Below are 16,763 nucleotides of genomic sequence, written 5' to 3'. Positions count from 1 at the left end.
GGCAGAAAGGATTAAAGTATGAAAAAATTATTTGTACTGACTCTTGTTTTTATGTTATTATTTTTGACAGCATGCTCGACAGGAGGACAAATAATGAGTAAATTTCCTGAAAATGAAAACTTATCAAAAAATCTACCGTCAGACAATGACAGGAGTATAGCTAACACGCAATTTGAACAAATAGTAAATGCTTGTGAGACTCAAGATAGAAACGCTTTAAAAGCTTTGTTTTCCAAAAAAGCTATTAGCGAAACGCCTGACATAGACGAAAGTATTGTTGGATTGTTTAACTTTTTTCAAGGTGAAGTTCTTTCATATGATGATTGGGGTGGACCCGGTACTTACGCAGGAAAAAACGATGACGGTTCAGGCCGCAACTGGAAAAAACTACGATCGTCCTATGATCTTGAAACAAGCAAACAAAAGTTTCGCTTTGCAATTGAAACTTTTGTCCTTGACACGGCAAATCCGGAAAACGTTGGTGTCTCTTCACTGTATATCATTAAGGCAGAAGATTCCGATTTGGCGTTTGCTTACAAGGGGGATGGCAAATGGACCACAGGAATTAACATTATCAACGGCGGAAAAATAGACGCATAAATATTTTTGTTTACTTCTTATCACAGAAAGCATTTTGTTTTAAACCAGGAGTTGTTTTTATAACAGCTCCTGGTTTTTACGGTTGACGTCGGCGCTGTACGGGAACGGGCAGCGGGTGAACTACAAATACGACAGTCTGGACAGGCCGGTCATCAAGTACTATAATAACGATAACCCCAACAACGCGGGATACCACACGGTGTACAACGCCAACGGGCTGGTGGGGCTGCACAAGGACGTGGTGAACACCCAGCGGACGCGGTACACCTACGATCTGGCCCAGCGGCTGGTGCGGGTGCGGCGCAACGTGGGGGTGCTGGAGGACAATGGCGCGTTCCTGGCGGAGCTTGCCTACACCTACGAGAACAACACCAACCGACTGAGCGCCTATACCCTGGAGCTGCTGCTGGGAAGCGGCACGAGCAAGGTGAAAACCAGCTTTACCTACGGGAACAAGAACGGCAGCCAGATGACCGACGCGGTGTATGAGGTCCGCCAGAACGGCGGGCTGCACAAGACCTACACCTACGACGGGCTGGGACGAAAGACCCAAACCATGATGTCCATGGGCGGGGCGAACAAGCCGATCCGGTACACCTATGTGGGGGTGAAGGACAACCGCACCACTTCAGTCCAAAGTATCGGAGGAAAGTCATCTACAACCAATTACGTGCGGATATACAGCAGTATATCCGGGACTTGTGCAAATGGAAAGGCGTAGAGATACTGGAAGGGCATATGATGCCCGACCATGTACACTTGCTGTTGTCGATACCGTCAAAATATTGCGTCTCCAGCTTCATGGGGTATCTCAAAGGAAAAACAGCGATGATGATTTTTGAGAAACACGGGAATCTGAAGTACAAGTTCTGGAACAGGCACTTTTGGGCAACGGGGTATTAAGTGAGTACCGTTGGACTGAACGAGGCAACCATCAAGAAATATATTCGAGAGCAGGAAAAGCAGGATATGCTCGAAGACAAATTGACTACCAAAGAGTACGACGACCCTTTCAAGGGTGCAGGTGGCTAAAAGCCACCGGGTAGTCAATCCACTACGGCTTGAACGCAGTGAAGGCCAGCGTCTTTTAGGCGCTGGCCTTCCTATGCCCTTTTAGGGCTCCTTCATGCCCCCCCGTTTTACGGGTGGTCTTGACTTAGAGCGACAACCACCGGCATGGCCGGTGGGGTAAGAAAAAGCGAAAGCATCGATTAGAAAAAGAAAGACCTCCTTTGGTAAAATGGAAGCGGGTAACGCCACCGCACCAGAAACCAAAGGAGGTCATGCCCAGATAGACAAAGAAAGCTTATCACGCAGGGAGAATTTTGAATAATGGGGCACAATGTTTCGTGCGTACTGGAGCCTGCGCTTCCAGACTAGCTGTACGAATGCTTACAGGATGAGTGTATAAAATCGGATGTTAAGCGTGGATGTAAGCGTACCGATCCAGCCGCGGCCTCATACAACACTAGATTAAGAGACGGGCTGGACACCCGTTTTACGAGTGATCTTGACTTTATTGGGACAATTTTCGTACGGAGGCCCGCTCTACAATAGAGGAACTCATCAGGTATTCCGATTGGACCGGCTGTCCGCTGCGCAGGGCGTTCATCAGTTCGATGACTTTTTTGCCAATGGCTTCATAGTTCTGGGCCACACTGGTCAGAGGGATCTCCAGATGGCTGCACAAGGAGCTGTTATCAAAGCCGGTCAGCGATAAATCGTCGGGAATGGAAATCTTCAGCAGATTGGCCTGCTGCTCCACATAGGAAGCCAACAGGTCGAACGCGCAGATAAGCGCGGTGGGCGGCGCTTCCAGGGCCATGATATCTTTCAGATATTGATTGACGCGGTGGGCGGCGTCCGGGTTATTTTCCCGCAGCATGATATCCTCCACGTCGTTTTTCTTCAGTTCCGCGACATACTGGCTGTTGAGCTGAATCCCATTGTCCGTCAGAGCGGCGATATAGCCTTTGAAACGTAACAACTCGTTGTGCGTGTTGAGATCGTGGCAGTAAAAGGCGATACGCTTATGCCCTTGATTGATCAGCCACTGAGTCAGATTGTACATGGCGTCGTAGTTGTTTGTGCTGACATAGGGGATATCAATATAGGGCAGCTGCCGGTCCATAAACACAATGGGGATCTTCTGTGCCTGCAGCTTGGTGTACAGCGACAGGTTCTGGTAACTCTCAATGGGCAGGCAGATAAGCCCGCCGATGTTCATGCGGGAAATTTGATCGAGAATTTCTCTTTCCCTGTCCAGCCGCTTTTCCGAATTGAACAGAGTGATGAGGTAATGGCTGTTCTGCGCTTCCCGCTGAATACTGCTGAGTATGTCAAATTGCGAGGCGGAAAAAGGCATCAAAAGCGGAATGTGTTCATAGACCGCCGAGGGGGCCACTGCCTCCCGGGGGCGCTCTTCCGGAGGAGCCGGCGATTCCCCGTCGGTGGCGATTACGGTAGAGCCGTTTTTTCTCGTGCGTTGTATGTACCCGTCGTTAGCCAGCTCTTTCAAGGCGCGGGCCGTGGTGATACGGCTCACGGAATACTGCTCCATCAATTCGAATTCCGTGGGGACTTTCGTGCCCAAAGGCAATGCGCCGCTTTTAATTTTTTCCCGGATATCGTTATAAATTTTTTGATATAGAGGCTCGTAGGATGTCTCCATGGTAATCCCTCCGGTACTATTTGCTATATACAGTATACCACAGCCTATTTGATATAGCAAATAGAATTTTACAGAGATATCCGAAGCACAATGACGAATAGGTGTTTCACGGTTAGCGCCGGCCAGTAACATCCTAAGAAAACCAAAGCCCAGAGGTCTTTATACCTCTGGGCTTTTTTGCTGCCTGCCCTACCGGGTTGAAGCATAGCAGACGATAATCATTAGGCAATGGGTTTAGGTGTCTGGAAAGGAACCCTATCCTCACAGATATGGCTTATTCAGACGTGACGGATGTCTTATTGGTTTTGCGAAGGAAATAGAGCCCTGCACTCGCAAGCCCGGCTGCCACGATAGCCATTACATACAGGAGGCCCGAATCGCCGGTGGTGGGAGAGGCGGCATCGGAAGCGGTATTCGTCTGTTCGGTGGTTGGCGTCGTGGGCTGGGGTTCCGGAGAGACGCTGGAATCCGGCTTTTCCGGCTCCACAGGGGACTCCGAGCCATATTGCACCAGGTACTGCGCCGAGGCCAGCCACTGCTCGTTGTCGAAGTCCCGGCCAAGAACCAGCACCTTATCCTTGTACACCTTGACAAAATATCCCTGCGCACCCTCGATGGTGGCCTGCGCGTCGCTCCACAGATAGGCCACGGAGGCCGTATTGAAAATCGTCGGCAGCTTATCATCCCGCTCTTTCATGTTGGAAGCGGAATTCATTTCCCAATGGCTGTGGCCGCTAAACAGGATGACCTCGGGATAGTCCTTGAGGATCGCGGCAAATTCCTCCGCCCGGTCAATACCGTGCCATCCCTGATATTCGTAGGTGCCCGCCACTGTATCGATAAGTCCCTGGTGCAGGAACACATAGATCGGCCGATTTTCATCCCGCTTTTCCGCCAGCTTTTCCCGGAACCAGTTCAGCTGCTCATCCGACAGATAGGCATACAAGCCGTTTCCGCCCATCTCGCTGCCCAGGAAAATGAAGTGGGCGCCGTCGATCCACTCGTCAAAATAAATCGTTTTGGAATCTGGATTGGTGTATTCCAGGAAGGTTAACAGCTTCTGCTTATCATTGCCCGGCCCATAAAAATCATGGTTGCCGATGGCGCAGCGCACCTGCGATAGATCAAAGCCGGCCTTTTCGACCAGATCCTGATAAAGCTCGTATTGCCTTACCGTACCGTTGTCCGCGATATCCCCGTTGATCATGATACCTTTGCTGTTCGGGGACAGCTGCTTAACCTGTTTGAGCGCACTGGTGAAATGCTCGTTGTGGATAGCCGCCGTGGCGGGGTTATCGCTCAGATGGATGTCGCTGAATACCTGAAACTCATATAGCGGTTTGCCGAAATCATACTCGTTGCAGCCTTTCGGCAGCATGGCGGTGGCATAGGTTTCCGAGAGCCGTTTGCCCCGCGCGGCGTACACCAGAATCCGATCGGCGCCGTTGGGGATCAGGGTGTTGGCCACCATCGTATACGTGGTGACCTCTCCGGCGGCCTTAATCAGGGGAAACGAGGTATAGTCCGCCAGCTTCCCCTGCGCATTCCCCCAGAAAGCCGCATAGGAATCCGGGATCGCGTCCTTGCTGGCCGTGATGGTCAGCTTGCCGTCGGCCGAACCGGTGAAGCGGTTGTTCCGCTCATAGACGGCGGAGGCTGGCGCCACAAGAGCCGTGTTCTTCTCGTTAATGGTGATGCCCGTCTGCGCCAACACCGTATACCCGTCGTTTTCACATAAAAAAATGGTGTATTCCCCGGCGGGCAGATTCTTCAAATCCTGACGGACGATATATTCGGATTCAAAAATATTTTTGGCTTTCCCGGACGTGTTGCCGTCCTTGGCCACGTAGTACCACCGGATGGATTGTATCGCCGCGCCGGGCATCTCGCCGTTTTTATATATGCCTACCCAGTCATTGCCCGTCCCGGCCGCTGTTATCATAATGGCCTCGCCCTCGGTATAGGCCGCCTTGTCCGTGCTCAAGAGAGCGCTGTCCGCAGAGGCAGACAGCGGAACGCAAGCGGACGCCGCCAGCAAAAGGCTGGATATAGCCGCCAAAGCCTTTTTTTGACTTTCAATTTTTGCCCTCCCTATTTGTGCTTTATAAAATACCACGCATGTCCGGAGATTTTCGGTCTGCCGCAAAGCACCGAGGCAACAGCGCACACCACCACCCGAAATCTTTGGAGGTTTGGAAACCGGCTACGAGGCCTTTTTACCACGCAACAGGAACCACCAGGCGGCAAATCCGCCGCCGCCCAGCACCAGGACGATGCCGCCGACGACAAAGGGCCAGACGGGAACCCCGCCCTTCGGTTCTGTGGACGTCGCTGCCGTCGTTGCGGCAGAGGCGGTGCCGGTGGTGGTGCTATCTTCTGCCGTGTCGGTGCCGGTGGTTTCGCCGCTGCCGCTGGACACGGCGTCGGTTACGGTCGTGGTATTGGGTTGGCTGGTGGGTTTTCCCGTGGCTTTTGTCGTCGTTTTAACGGCCGGCGGTTTGGTCGTGGGTTTAACAGTCGGATCGGTGGGGGAGTCGATGTCATCCCAGGGGGAATCCCGATCCACGTGAATGGTATCCATGGCCTTGCCGCCCAGCAGCTTTTGAATTTCCTTGTACGCCGGCTTCACCGCGCCGATGTTGCCGTTGATGTCACAGTTGACCAGGCCGAACCACGCCTCGTTTTCGTGTTCAACCAAATTGCGCTCGTCCAGGAGCTCATAGAAAATCAGGCCTTTGACTCTTTTAGAGGGATGGTAATACGCTTCTTTCATGACCTTGGTCAAGTAAGCGGTGCGCTCGGCTTCATACTTGCCCTCGGTACCGTCCCAAATATTGGTTTCACAGACGATGATCTCTTTTTGCTTGTAGCGGGTGAGGTAGGTGAGCATATCCGTCATGCTGCCCATGTTGGAGTACCAGTCGAGGCCGATGACATCGAAATTGACGCCTCCCTGGTAATCCGCCAGGTAGTCGAACAGGCCTGTATGCTTGTAGCTGATATTGACGACGGTTTTCACCGATTTGTTCTCCGCTTTGATGGCGTCGTTGACCGCCTTGAAGCGCTTGGCGTAGATGGCGAGCCAGGTCTGGTTGAACTGATTGACGTTGCTGCCGTCGCCGCCCTGTCCGTTGACCAGGCAGGGGATATCCACTTCGTTGAATATCTGGATGTAATCGATTTTGCCCGCATACCGGGCGGCGATCATCCGGCCGCGATCGGCCAGGGCGGAGATGTAAGAGGCCTCTTTGGAGGACTGGTATCCGTCGCTGTTAGGCGCTGGGCCGGAATTGTCCATCACCAGCATCATTTTGAGGCCGTATGCCTTGCAGAGCTTGACAACGTAATCGAGATATTCGATTTCATCCAGGGTGGCGGGATTGTAGTTAAACCGGTAAATGCCCACCCCAAGCTCGGCCGCCACCTTGATCTGCTTTTCCACCTGGCTCTCCGGATAGGCGGCATATCCCTTGTTGTGGCCGTTGACCCCCCCAGATAAAGTCGCTGCGTTGGGTCAGCTCCGTACCGGCAGCCGCTGCCGGCAGGGCGGCCGCGCCCAGAAGGGCGGCGCAGAGTCCGCCGCAAAGAAGGGATTTCCAAAGTCCTTTTCTCATGGATTATCCAACCTTTCGTCCGGGTCCCGGTCTCAGCGGGCGCCGTTCTTGTTCAGGACGCGGGCAATTTCGCCGTAAGCGGTTTTGGGACGGCCGATATGGCCGTCTTTATCGTTCAGAAACAGCCCGAAATGCGCCTCGCCCTTTTCCAAAGCGGGTTCGTCCAGCAGTTCGTATATCATGTAGCCTTTCACCTTCGGGTTGGGATGGTGGTAAAAACGGCTCATGGCGTCCAGCAGGTAGTCGGCCTGGGCGCGCTCGTCTTCCCAATAATCGCCGCCCCATTGATTCGCTTCCGCCACAATGACTTCCTGCTGGGGAAGGGCAAACAGCCGGTCTAAAATCGTGTTGACATCGGCGGCTTTGTCCATGTCTGAATACCAGTCGATGGCGTTGATATCCCATTCCAGGCCGTCGGCGGAGAGCATTTCCAAGATGCCGCAGTGCTTCCAGGAGAAGTTGACGACCGTTTTAGCCTCCGGATCCCCATCCCGCACGCCTTTCATAATAGCGCGCATGGCCTCCCGGGCGAGAAGGTAGTCTTCCCGGACAAAATGCTCCGGTCGATCCCCGTCGGGGCCTTCAAAATTCACCAGATCCAGACAGGCTAGATCCTGCTCATTGGATATTTGATACAGCGGGATCCGCCCTTTGTATCGTTCGGAGACGGCACGGGTTTTGTCGTAAAGCTGGTCGGGTGTCAGGCCGTCCTTTGTAAATTTGCGATCAAACAGGATAAGAAACAGGCGCAGGCCGTTGGCGTCGCAGAGATCCAAAACTCGATCGAGATAGGCGAAATCTTCGGACGTTTCTGGGCTGTAATTCAGGCGGTAGACATCGACGCCCAGCCCGGCCGCCTTTTGAATCTGCTCTTCCAGATATTCCTCCGGATACGCGGCGTAGCCCTTGTGATGGCCGGATATACCCCAGATAAAATCTTGCCTTCCGATAAACGTTAAGCTGTTCGCAGGCATCATTCTTTTCCTTTCCGTAACCGAAATGATAGCGTGAAATCACTTGATTTTAGCCAGCTGTTTCTCCAGTTCGGTGATAGCGGCCTTTTTCCGTTCATCCACCAGGGTCTGAGGGTCTTTATTGTCACCGATGGTTTCATACATGACGCGGAAGGTGCCGTCGTGAATCGGCCAGAGGCTCTGGCCGCCAAAAATCTGTGCAGCGTCCATTTTCAACCCCTTTTCAATAATGGACAGCATATCGCTGGATTCATCGTCACGGAAATGGCGATCGGCGTACTCCTGCTTGATGGCTTTCATCGTGTCCTGAGACAGATAGGCGAAAGCCTCCAGAAATTTGCCGGTGTTCTGAGCTTCCACGTCGGTAGCTTTCTGATTCTTCGGGTTTTTCGGAACCATCATGACCGTGTAGTTCCAGTCCACATTGGAACGGTACTGCTTCTGGCTGTCGCTATGAGGGAAGGGGATCAGGCCGAAATCGTCGTCCATGTTGGTGATTTGCTCCACGTTGGACAAGCCGCCGGACAGGAGCAGCGCGTGGCCGGAAGTGAACAGCTTGATGTCGTCGGCGTCCGCTTTGCCGGCGTAGTTGACCTTGTCGTCCTTGAACAGGGCTTTGCCGATGTTGATGGTGTTGATGATATCTTTGTTATCCATATTGTAGGTGAATTTACCGTTGCTGCCTTTAATCATTTCCAGGTTGGAGCCGGTGAGCAGGGCCATCATGCCGGCGGTGCCGGGATCGATCTGGGCCATACCCCACTGATCGGCTGCGGTCATACCGGACTTACCGTCCAAATCCCGGGTGGCGGCCTTGGTCACACGGCGCAGCTCACTGACAGTCCACTGGTTATTTTTAACCTGTGCGTAGGGATCCCAGTTCAGGCTCTTGGCTATTTTTTTGTTGAAGAAAAGCACCAGGGAGCCGGTCAGATGCTCGTTGCCCGGCGTGGCGGCAAAGTATGTATTCTTGCCAAAGGTGGAAATGGTGTCCACCGCCGACTTCCAATAGGCCTGGCTGAGATCGATATTCGGTATATTGTTCAGCGGCACAAGCATATTGGAGGACAAATACGCACAGGTCTTATAGGCGTGGGGAATGAGAATGTCGGCGTATTTTTTGCCGGACATGCTCGCGTTGAAGGCCGCCTGGTACAGCGCGTCGGAATCCTCTTTGTATTCCACCTTAATGGTGCAGTGCAGCTTGCTCTGCAGTTGGTTGAAACGATCCGCGATGGCGTTCAGGCGCTTGCTGCTGCCTTTCTTGGTGTTAAACATATCCTTGCTGCTGGTGCCAATGACGATGGTCGCACCTTTGAGATCGACCCCTTCCAGGGGATTGCCCTTGCTTCCGCCCGGCTTTGCGGTGGTTTTGCCGCCGGAGACATTGTTCTTGCTGGTGGTGGCCTGCGTGACCTGGCTGCCGTTGGTATCCGTCGCCGGGGTGGTCGTCGCTTCGCCGCTGGCGTCGGGGTTTTCTTCGCCGCCTTGCGAGGCAGTACCCATGTCGGACGAGACGCTCACGCCAGCCGAACTGTCAGGGGCGCTGCCAGGGTTCTCTTTGCCGGAGCATCCGGCAAAACTGGCCAGAATAAGAGACGCGCACAGGACGGATGTGAGTAGCTGCTTTTTTGCGTTCATCGTATTTCCTCCAATTTTTATTTGTTCAAGCATGTATTTTGCGTCTAATTTTCTAACAGCATTATATCAAATGGATATTTATGTGTCAACAGTTTTCAAAAAAATATAAGTCAAAAATAAATTTATATCCCTCGCTTACCCATTATGACAAAATTATTTAAAAATATTCGCGCTTAAATTAGACAACAATTTTGCGATACCTGCCATTTTATTAGAGCAAATAGGAAAAACCACTTGACTTATCATGCGAATAATGCTATATTCAATATATCAAATAGAGTGATAGAAACGCTGGAGGGCTTGGGATGCGTATAGTGAACAGAAAGAAGACATCACCCAGGCTGGCCGCCGCCGCGTCTGCGCTGCTGCTTCTTCTGGCGGCGCTGCCGGCCGCCGGACCTGCGAAAGCGGAGGGGGAGACGCTGCCCTCCGACAATAACGCCTCGGCCGTCGGCCTGCAAACGTATACGTCTTATATAAAAGCCCAAACCGTTTCCGATGCCGAAGGGGACGCCGCCCAGGTAACGGTTCCCTCTGCCCAGTCCGCGGACACACAGACGACGGACAACTTTAAGGATACGGGCAAAAGCTGCGCGATTCTAACCGACACAGGATTTGTGGAATGGACGTTTTCTGTCCCTAAAGAAGGATTATATCAAATTTATATTACCTATGCTGCGGGAAGTGCTTCCAGCGGCGATATTGAGGCCAGTGCCGCAATCGATGGGAAGACTCCGTTTCGGGAGCTGAGCGCTCTGGCATTCAAGCGAACCTATGAGCAGCGGGGTGAAATCAAGACCAATGTAGCGGGGAATGATATCAAGCCCGACGCCGTGGAAATCGTCCGCTGGTCCGAGACGGGCCTGCAGGACGCGTCGGGTTATGTGGCGGCGCCGTTCCGGATAGCGCTTGCGGCGGGAAGCCACACGCTGCGGCTGACCGGCGTGCGGGGAAGCCTGGCGGTACATAGCATTCGGATAGCCGCGCCGGTGGAACCGATGCCCTACGCTGCGTATCTCGCGCAGCAGAAGGCGGCGGGCCGCGGCACGCCGCAGGTGCCTCTCGCCTTTGTGGAAGGGGAAAAACCGACCCTTAAAAGCGACTTGTCCATCCTGCCGGCCTCTGATCGCAGCTCGCCGACCACCTATCCGCAGTCGGCATCGGCCGTCAAGCTGAACACTTTGGGCGGTTCGAGCTGGAAGCGGGTGGGGGAGTCCGTCACCTGGACCATCCAAGTGAAGGAATCCGGCCTGTATCAAATCGCTCCCCGGTTCCGCCAGAATATCCTGGACGGTATTTTTACCAGCCGCAGGCTGCTGATCGACGGCGAGGTCCCCTTCAAGGAGGCGGAAAGCCTGCGGTTCGGATACGACGCCAACTGGCAGCTGGAGGCCTTAGGCGGGGCGGAACCGTATCTGTTTTATCTGGAAAAGGGCACCCACCAGCTGACGCTGCAGGTGGTGATGGGCGATGTGGCGGAGGTGATCGGCCAGGTTCAGGCCTCCCTGACCACGCTCAACGAGGTGTACCGCAAAATCATCATGATCGCCGGCACTTCCCCCGACGTCTATCGGGACTATAACTTTAAAGCGCTGATTCCCGAGGAGATAGCGGAATTCGGCCGGCAGAAAGCCCTGCTGCAAAACGTTGTGGATACCATCGACGCGCAGACAGGCACCGGCGGCAGCTATACGTCTATCATTAAAAAAATTGTGTTCCAGCTGGGGCGGATGTACGACAACCCCGAATCTATTGCCAAGTACCTGGAGCAGTTTAAATCCAACATCGGCTCCCTCGGTACCTGGCTGCTCAGCGCCAACGAGCAGCCGCTGCAGATCGATCGGATTTATATCGCGCCCGAAGGGGCGGCTCTGCCCGCCGCCGATGCCGGCTTTTTCTCGCGCCTGGGTTTCGGTGTGCAGTGCTTTATTTCCAGCTTCTTCACCGACTACAGCGCCGTGGGCCAGACGGGTGACGCCTCGTACGATCAGTCCCTGAAGGTCTGGATTCAGACCGGACGGGATCAGGCGGAAATTCTGCGACGGCTGATCGACACCGGCTTTTCCGGTCAGCAGAAAGCGTCGGTGAATTTGGAGCTGGTGGCGCAGGGAACTCTGCTGCAGTCGGTGCTGGCGGGGCTCGGCCCGGACGTGGTGCTGAACAATCCGGTGTCGGAGCCTATCAACTACGCCGTTCGCAACGCGGTGCTGGATCTTACGCAGTTTAAGGATTACGCCGAGGTGGCCTCCTGGTTTCATCCCGCCGCCGTCGAACCATATACATACAAGGGAAAAACCTACGCTCTTCCCGAAACCTTTACCTTCCCCATGTTCTTTTACCGTACCGATATTTTCGAGGAGCTGGGACTGAAAGAGCCGGAAAGCTGGGACGACATCATCGAGATGATCCCCGACCTGCAGAAGAAAAACTTGTCCATGGCCTTTCCGAAGGATATCAACGGCTATGCCCTGCTGCTGTATCAGAACGGCGGCGATCTATATATAAACGAGGGCGAAAAAACCAACCTGAAATCCAACGAAGCGCTCAACTCCTTCGTGGAATTCACCGAAATGTTCACCTTGTACGATCTGCCGATTACCTACGACTTTCCCAACCGGTTCCGCTCGGGGGAAATGCCCTGCGGCATCCAGGACTACACCATGTATAATCAGCTGACCGTTTTCGCGCCGGAAATCAAAGGGTTATGGAAATTCATTCCAGTACCCGGCAAGAAGAAGGCTGACGGGACGACGGAAAACATTTCGGTGGGCACCGGTATGGGGGATATGATCCTGGCCGGCAGCCGGAACCCCGATCTTTCCTGGGAATTTCTGAAATGGTGGATGTCTGCCGACGTGCAGAGCGCGTTCGCCAAGGAGATGGAGACCATTCTCGGACCGGCGGCCAAGCAGCCCACCGCCAACATGGAGGCGCTGACGAAGATGACCTGGAGCAGCGCGGAATCCCGAAGCCTGCAGCAGCAGCTCGAGCATGTCCGCGCCGTGCCGGAGGTGCCCGGCGGGTATTATCTCACCCGTGTCATCACCTTCGCCCTCAACCGGGTGTATAACGGTTCCGGCACCCAGAACATGGCGGAAAATCCGGTGGAGGTTCTGTCCGAATACGTGCCGGAGCTGAACGACGAGCTCAGGCGCAAGCGCGAGGAGTTCGGCGTGAAATAAATCCCGGATCCCTTGCCCCCACCCTCGTATGCGAAAGGATTGGTCATACGAATGAGACGATCAAAGACCCTGCGGGCGCCAGGCGGGCTTTGGCAGGAAATGAAGAAAAGCCGCATCTCCTATTTGTTTATCCTGCCTTATGTCGCGTTGTTTTTCATCTTCGTGGTGCTGCCGGTGGCGGTGTCCCTGGTGCTCAGCTTCACCTCCTTCAACGTGCTGGAGCCGCCGCGTTTCACCGGGCTGGCTAATTACACCCGCCTGCTGTTCAACGACAGTGTGTTTCTCAAGGGCGTGCAGAACACTATCATCCTTTCGGTCGTGCTGGGGCCGGGCAGCTACCTGCTTTGCATGCTGTTCGCCTGGTTTATCAACGAATTGAAGCCGAAGATGCGCGCGTTTGTCACCCTGATATTTTATGCGCCGTCGATTTCGGGCAACATTTACCTCATCTGGCAGGTGATGTTCAGCGGCGACGAGTATGGCTATGTCAACAGCCTGCTGACCAAGATGAACCTTATCCAGAAGCCCATTCAGTTCCTGCAGAACACCGAGTATATTCTGCCGATTGTGATTGTGGTTTCCCTGTGGGTCAGCCTCGGCACCAGCTTCCTGTCCTTTATCGCCGGCTTCCAGGGGGTGGACAAAACCTACTACGAGGCGGGGGCCATCGATGGGGTGCGCAACCGGTGGCAGGAGCTGTGGTATATCACGCTGCCCATGATTAAGCCTCAAATGATGTTCAGCGCGGTGATGAGCATCACCTCGGCCTTCAATGTCGGCACCCTGATCACCGCGTTGTGCGGCTATCCCACGGTGGACTATGCCGCGCACACGATTATGAACCACCTGACCGATTACGGCACCATCCGCTTTGAGATGGGGTACGCCTCGGCGATCGCTACATTGCTGTTCCTCATGATGGTGGGGGCCAACCTTCTGGCCCAGAGGCTTATCGCCAAGGTGGGCGAATAGCGCGGCGATCGGATAATCGGCGGGTTTACCCGCAACCTGAACGGAAAGGCGTGGCTGCTAATGGATAAAACGGCGGTGCAGCGACCGGCGCGCCGGCGCCGGCAAAAAAAATTATATCTCAACCGTTCGCTGGGAGGCAATCTGGCGATTGTGGTGATGATGACGCTGGTGGGGTTGTTCATGGCCCTACCTCTGGTGTACTCCATCTGCAGCGCCCTCAAGCCGCTGGATGAGCTGTGGATGTATCCGCCGCGGTTTTTCGTGGAAAATCCCACGGTGAAAAATTTTTCGGACTTGTTCGAGATGATGAGCGACAGCTGGGTGCCCTTCTCCCGCTACCTGTTCAACACCTTGTTTGTGGCGGTGGTGGGCACGGCGGGGCATGTGATCGTCGCCTCCCTGTGCGCGTATGCGCTGGCCAAGCATCATTTCCCCGGGCAGAATCTGATTTTCCGGATTATCGTGCTTTCCTTGATGTTCAGCACAGCCGTCACCCAGGTGCCCAGCTTTCTCATCATGACCAAGCTGCATATGATCAACACCTTTTCCGCCTTGATTCTTCCGGCTTTCGCCTCCTCCCTCGGGCTGTATTTGATGAAGCAGTTCATGGAGACCAGTATTCCCGACGCGCTGTTGGAATCCGCCCGTATTGACGGCTCCGGCGAATGGCGCACCTTTTGGCGCATTGTCATGCCTCTGGTCAAGCCGGCATGGCTGACCCTGATTATTTTCTCCTTCCAGGGGCTTTGGAATACGGGCACCAACGTGCTCATCCAGAGCGAGGATTTGAAGACCCTCAACTACGCTCTGACCCAAATCGTGGCCGGCGGCATCGCGCGTTCCGGCACGGCGGCGGCGGCCACCATCGTCATGATGAGCGTCCCGGTCGTTATCTTTGTGATTTCGCAGAGCAATATCGTGGAAACCATGGCCACTTCCGGCATGAAAGATTAAGCGGGGTGACGGTTTGAAGCTGACGAAAAAAATCGCGGCGGCAGCGCTGCTGCTGACGCTGGCGGCGGGGGCGTTTCCCGTCCTGGCCGAACCCCCGTATGAAACGTATACCTATTCCTACGAAGGGGACGTGCAAATTTCTCCCAGCGCCTATACGCCGGATAAAAAGGTGTCCACTTTCGGCGAGGCCGGCACGCTCAACGCCCCCGCCGACATTATCCGGGACGGTCGCGGCAATTTTGTGGTGGCGGACAAGGAGAATAACCGGATCGTCGTCCTCGATCCCCAGACCCTGCATGCTGTTAAGATCCTGGACGGGTTTACCGGCAAGAACGGGCAGCCGGACACCTTCAACAAACCGCAGGGGGTGTTTTCCGCCCCGAGCGGCCGGCTCTATGTGGCGGATACCGATAACGGCCGCCTGGTGGTGTTCGATAAGGACTACGCCTACGTGACCACCATCGACCCGCCCAGCGCCGACATTCTGCCGGAAAATTTCAAATATAACCCCAAGGCGGTGGCGGTGGACAAGGCGGGGCGCATTTATGTGGTGTCCATGAACACCAATATGGGCGTCATCGCTCTGGACAAAAACGGCGGCTTTGAGGCCTTTATTGGCGCTCAGCGGGTCAAGCCCAATCTGGCGGAGCTGTTCTGGCGCACCTTCATGACGGAGGAGCAAAAAGCCATGACCACCAGCTTTGTGCCGGTGGAATACAGCAATCTGACGATTGACGATAAGGGGTTCGTTTATGTGACGGCCTCCTCCATCGATCGGTATACCCTGTACAACACCATCTGGACCCGTTCTGCCGACAGTTCCTATGCGCCTATCAAAAAGATCAACCCTTCCGGCACCGATGTGCTCAGCCGTACCGGCTTTTTTCCGCCGGTGGGAGACATCAACTTCGACGCGTATACCGGTGCCAAGGAGCCGGTGGATCCCTCCTCCATCAGCGAGGTCACCCTGATGGGCAACGGCATGTACACGCTGGTCGACAAGGAATACAGCAAGCTGTTCACCTACGATTCCTACGGCAACCTGCTCTACGCCTTCGGCGGCGAGGGGGAAGCGCTGGGCCTGTTCGGTCAGCTGGCCTCCGTGGCCTGTGACGGTGACAGGCTGCTGGCGCTGGACAGCCTGGACGGCTCCATCACCCTGTTCCGCAAAACCGCTTACGGCAGGAAGGTGGACGAGGTCATCGGCTATCAGGAAAACCGAGAATACGATAAGGCGATGGCCGGATGGCGGGAATTGGCTGGGCTTAATAACAATTTCGATCTGGCCTATCTAGGGATCGGCAAAACCTTACTGGAACAGGGCGATTATCAGGCAGCCATGGAAAATTTCCGCTTGATCAACAACCGCTCTTATTATTCCAGGGCCTATAAGCTGTACCGGCAGACCATTCTCGACAAGATCGGCCTGCTTCTGGTGGCGGGGGCGGTGGTGCTGATCGTGCTGCTGGTGAAATTCTTCGCTTTTGCTAAGGCCTATAACGGCCGTCTGAAGCCTTCCGGCGCTCCCCGCGGTTTCCGGGAGGAAATCGTATACGGGTTCCATGTAATATTCCACCCCTTCGACGGCTTCTGGGATTTGAAGCATGAAAGGCGGGGCGGTATGCGGGGCGCCACCTTCTGGCTGGGCGTTACCCTGCTGGTCCAGCTGTACAGTGTGCTGGGCAAGGGCTATCTCTTGGGCGAAAAGGGAGACGTGCTGGAGGCGCTGGTGAATCTGCTGGCCCCCTTCCTGCTGTGGATCGTGGCCAACTGGTGCCTGACCTCGCTGATGGACGGCAAAGGCAGCTTCCGGGATATTTACATTGCCGCCTCCTATGCGCTGATACCGTTGACCCTCTTCAATCTGCCCTGTACCATCTTCAGCAATTTCCTTATCACAGAGGAAATGTCTATTCTCAGCTTCGTGATGGCTGTGGGCTCCTTTTGGATGGGCCTGCTTATCTTCTTCGGCATGATGGTGACCCACGAATATTCCTTTGGGAAAAACATCGTGGTGTCCCTGCTAACGGTGGTCGGCATCGCCATCATCCTGTTCCTGGTCATGATATTCTTCAGCCTGACGGGCCGGATGGTGGACTTAATCACCAACATCGTCAACGAAATCACCTTCCGCATGTGAAAGGCAGGTGCCCAA

At 54.5% G+C, this 16,763-nt stretch carries 11 protein-coding genes and 1 pseudogene; 7 read left to right on the top strand and 5 right to left on the bottom strand.

Annotated features, from left to right (window positions below; translation table 11 throughout):
- Positions 1-18 precede the first annotated feature (18 nt).
- The 3 genes and pseudogenes from ACSAMM_RS12265 to tnpA form a co-directional block, all read left to right on the top strand.
- Positions 19-600, top strand: a complete 582-nt coding sequence (locus ACSAMM_RS12265; RefSeq protein ID WP_457791660.1) for a DUF5104 domain-containing protein — start codon at positions 19-21, stop codon at positions 598-600.
- 115 nt (positions 601-715) lie between these two features.
- Positions 716-1,321: a hypothetical protein gene (locus ACSAMM_RS12260; RefSeq protein WP_457791659.1), complete on the top strand. Its 606-nt coding sequence runs from the start codon at positions 716-718 to the stop codon at positions 1,319-1,321.
- Positions 1,228-1,632: pseudogene (gene tnpA, locus ACSAMM_RS12255) on the top strand (IS200/IS605 family transposase); the annotation flags it as partial. The gene ACSAMM_RS12260 and the pseudogene tnpA, both read left to right, overlap by 94 nt.
- 484 nt (positions 1,633-2,116) lie before the next feature.
- Here the strand turns inward: tnpA and ACSAMM_RS12250 are convergent.
- The 5 genes from ACSAMM_RS12250 to ACSAMM_RS12230 form a co-directional block, all read right to left on the bottom strand.
- Entirely contained in the window at positions 2,117-3,271 is a 1,155-nt protein-coding gene (locus ACSAMM_RS12250) for a GntR family transcriptional regulator (RefSeq protein WP_457791658.1), read from the bottom strand.
- A 274-nt stretch (positions 3,272-3,545) separates the two neighbouring features.
- Positions 3,546-5,330: a metallophosphoesterase family protein gene (locus ACSAMM_RS12245; protein WP_457791657.1), complete on the bottom strand. Its 1,785-nt coding sequence runs from the start codon at positions 5,328-5,330 to the stop codon at positions 3,546-3,548.
- A 144-nt stretch (positions 5,331-5,474) separates the two neighbouring features.
- Complete coding sequence (locus tag ACSAMM_RS12240) at positions 5,475-6,713, bottom strand: hypothetical protein (RefSeq protein WP_457791656.1); 1,239 nt, start codon at positions 6,711-6,713, stop codon at positions 5,475-5,477.
- A gap of 204 nt (positions 6,714-6,917) precedes the next feature.
- On the bottom strand, positions 6,918-7,859 hold the full coding sequence (locus ACSAMM_RS12235) for a hypothetical protein (protein ID WP_457791654.1): 942 nt from the start codon (positions 7,857-7,859) through the stop codon (positions 6,918-6,920).
- Between the two features lie 39 nt (positions 7,860-7,898).
- Positions 7,899-9,500 carry a hypothetical protein gene (locus tag ACSAMM_RS12230; protein WP_457791652.1) on the bottom strand — a complete coding sequence of 534 codons (1,602 nt, stop codon included), beginning with the start codon at positions 9,498-9,500 and terminating at the stop codon, positions 7,899-7,901.
- A 305-nt stretch (positions 9,501-9,805) separates the two neighbouring features.
- On the opposite strand from ACSAMM_RS12230, the gene ACSAMM_RS12225 reads away from it, so the two are divergent.
- From ACSAMM_RS12225 to ACSAMM_RS12210, 4 genes are read left to right on the top strand one after another with little or no spacing between them, the layout of a single operon-like run.
- Positions 9,806-12,682, top strand: coding sequence for an extracellular solute-binding protein (locus ACSAMM_RS12225; RefSeq protein WP_457791650.1), 2,877 nt, complete (start codon positions 9,806-9,808; stop codon positions 12,680-12,682).
- Positions 12,683-12,733: 51 nt separating this feature from the next.
- Complete coding sequence (locus tag ACSAMM_RS12220) at positions 12,734-13,654, top strand: carbohydrate ABC transporter permease (protein ID WP_457791648.1); 921 nt, start codon at positions 12,734-12,736, stop codon at positions 13,652-13,654.
- 60 nt (positions 13,655-13,714) lie between these two features.
- The gene (locus ACSAMM_RS12215) at positions 13,715-14,608 is read left to right on the top strand and encodes an ABC transporter permease subunit (RefSeq protein WP_178726216.1); all 894 of its coding nucleotides are present in this window, start codon (positions 13,715-13,717) and stop codon (positions 14,606-14,608) included.
- Between the two features lie 13 nt (positions 14,609-14,621).
- Positions 14,622-16,748: a YIP1 family protein gene (locus ACSAMM_RS12210; RefSeq protein WP_457791646.1), complete on the top strand. Its 2,127-nt coding sequence runs from the start codon at positions 14,622-14,624 to the stop codon at positions 16,746-16,748.
- Positions 16,749-16,763 lie beyond the last annotated feature (15 nt).

It is taken from the genome of Anaeromassilibacillus sp. SJQ-5, from assembly GCF_054108045.1.
Note: the sequence above shows the minus strand (reverse complement) of the source record. Positions and strands in the feature narration are given on the sequence as shown.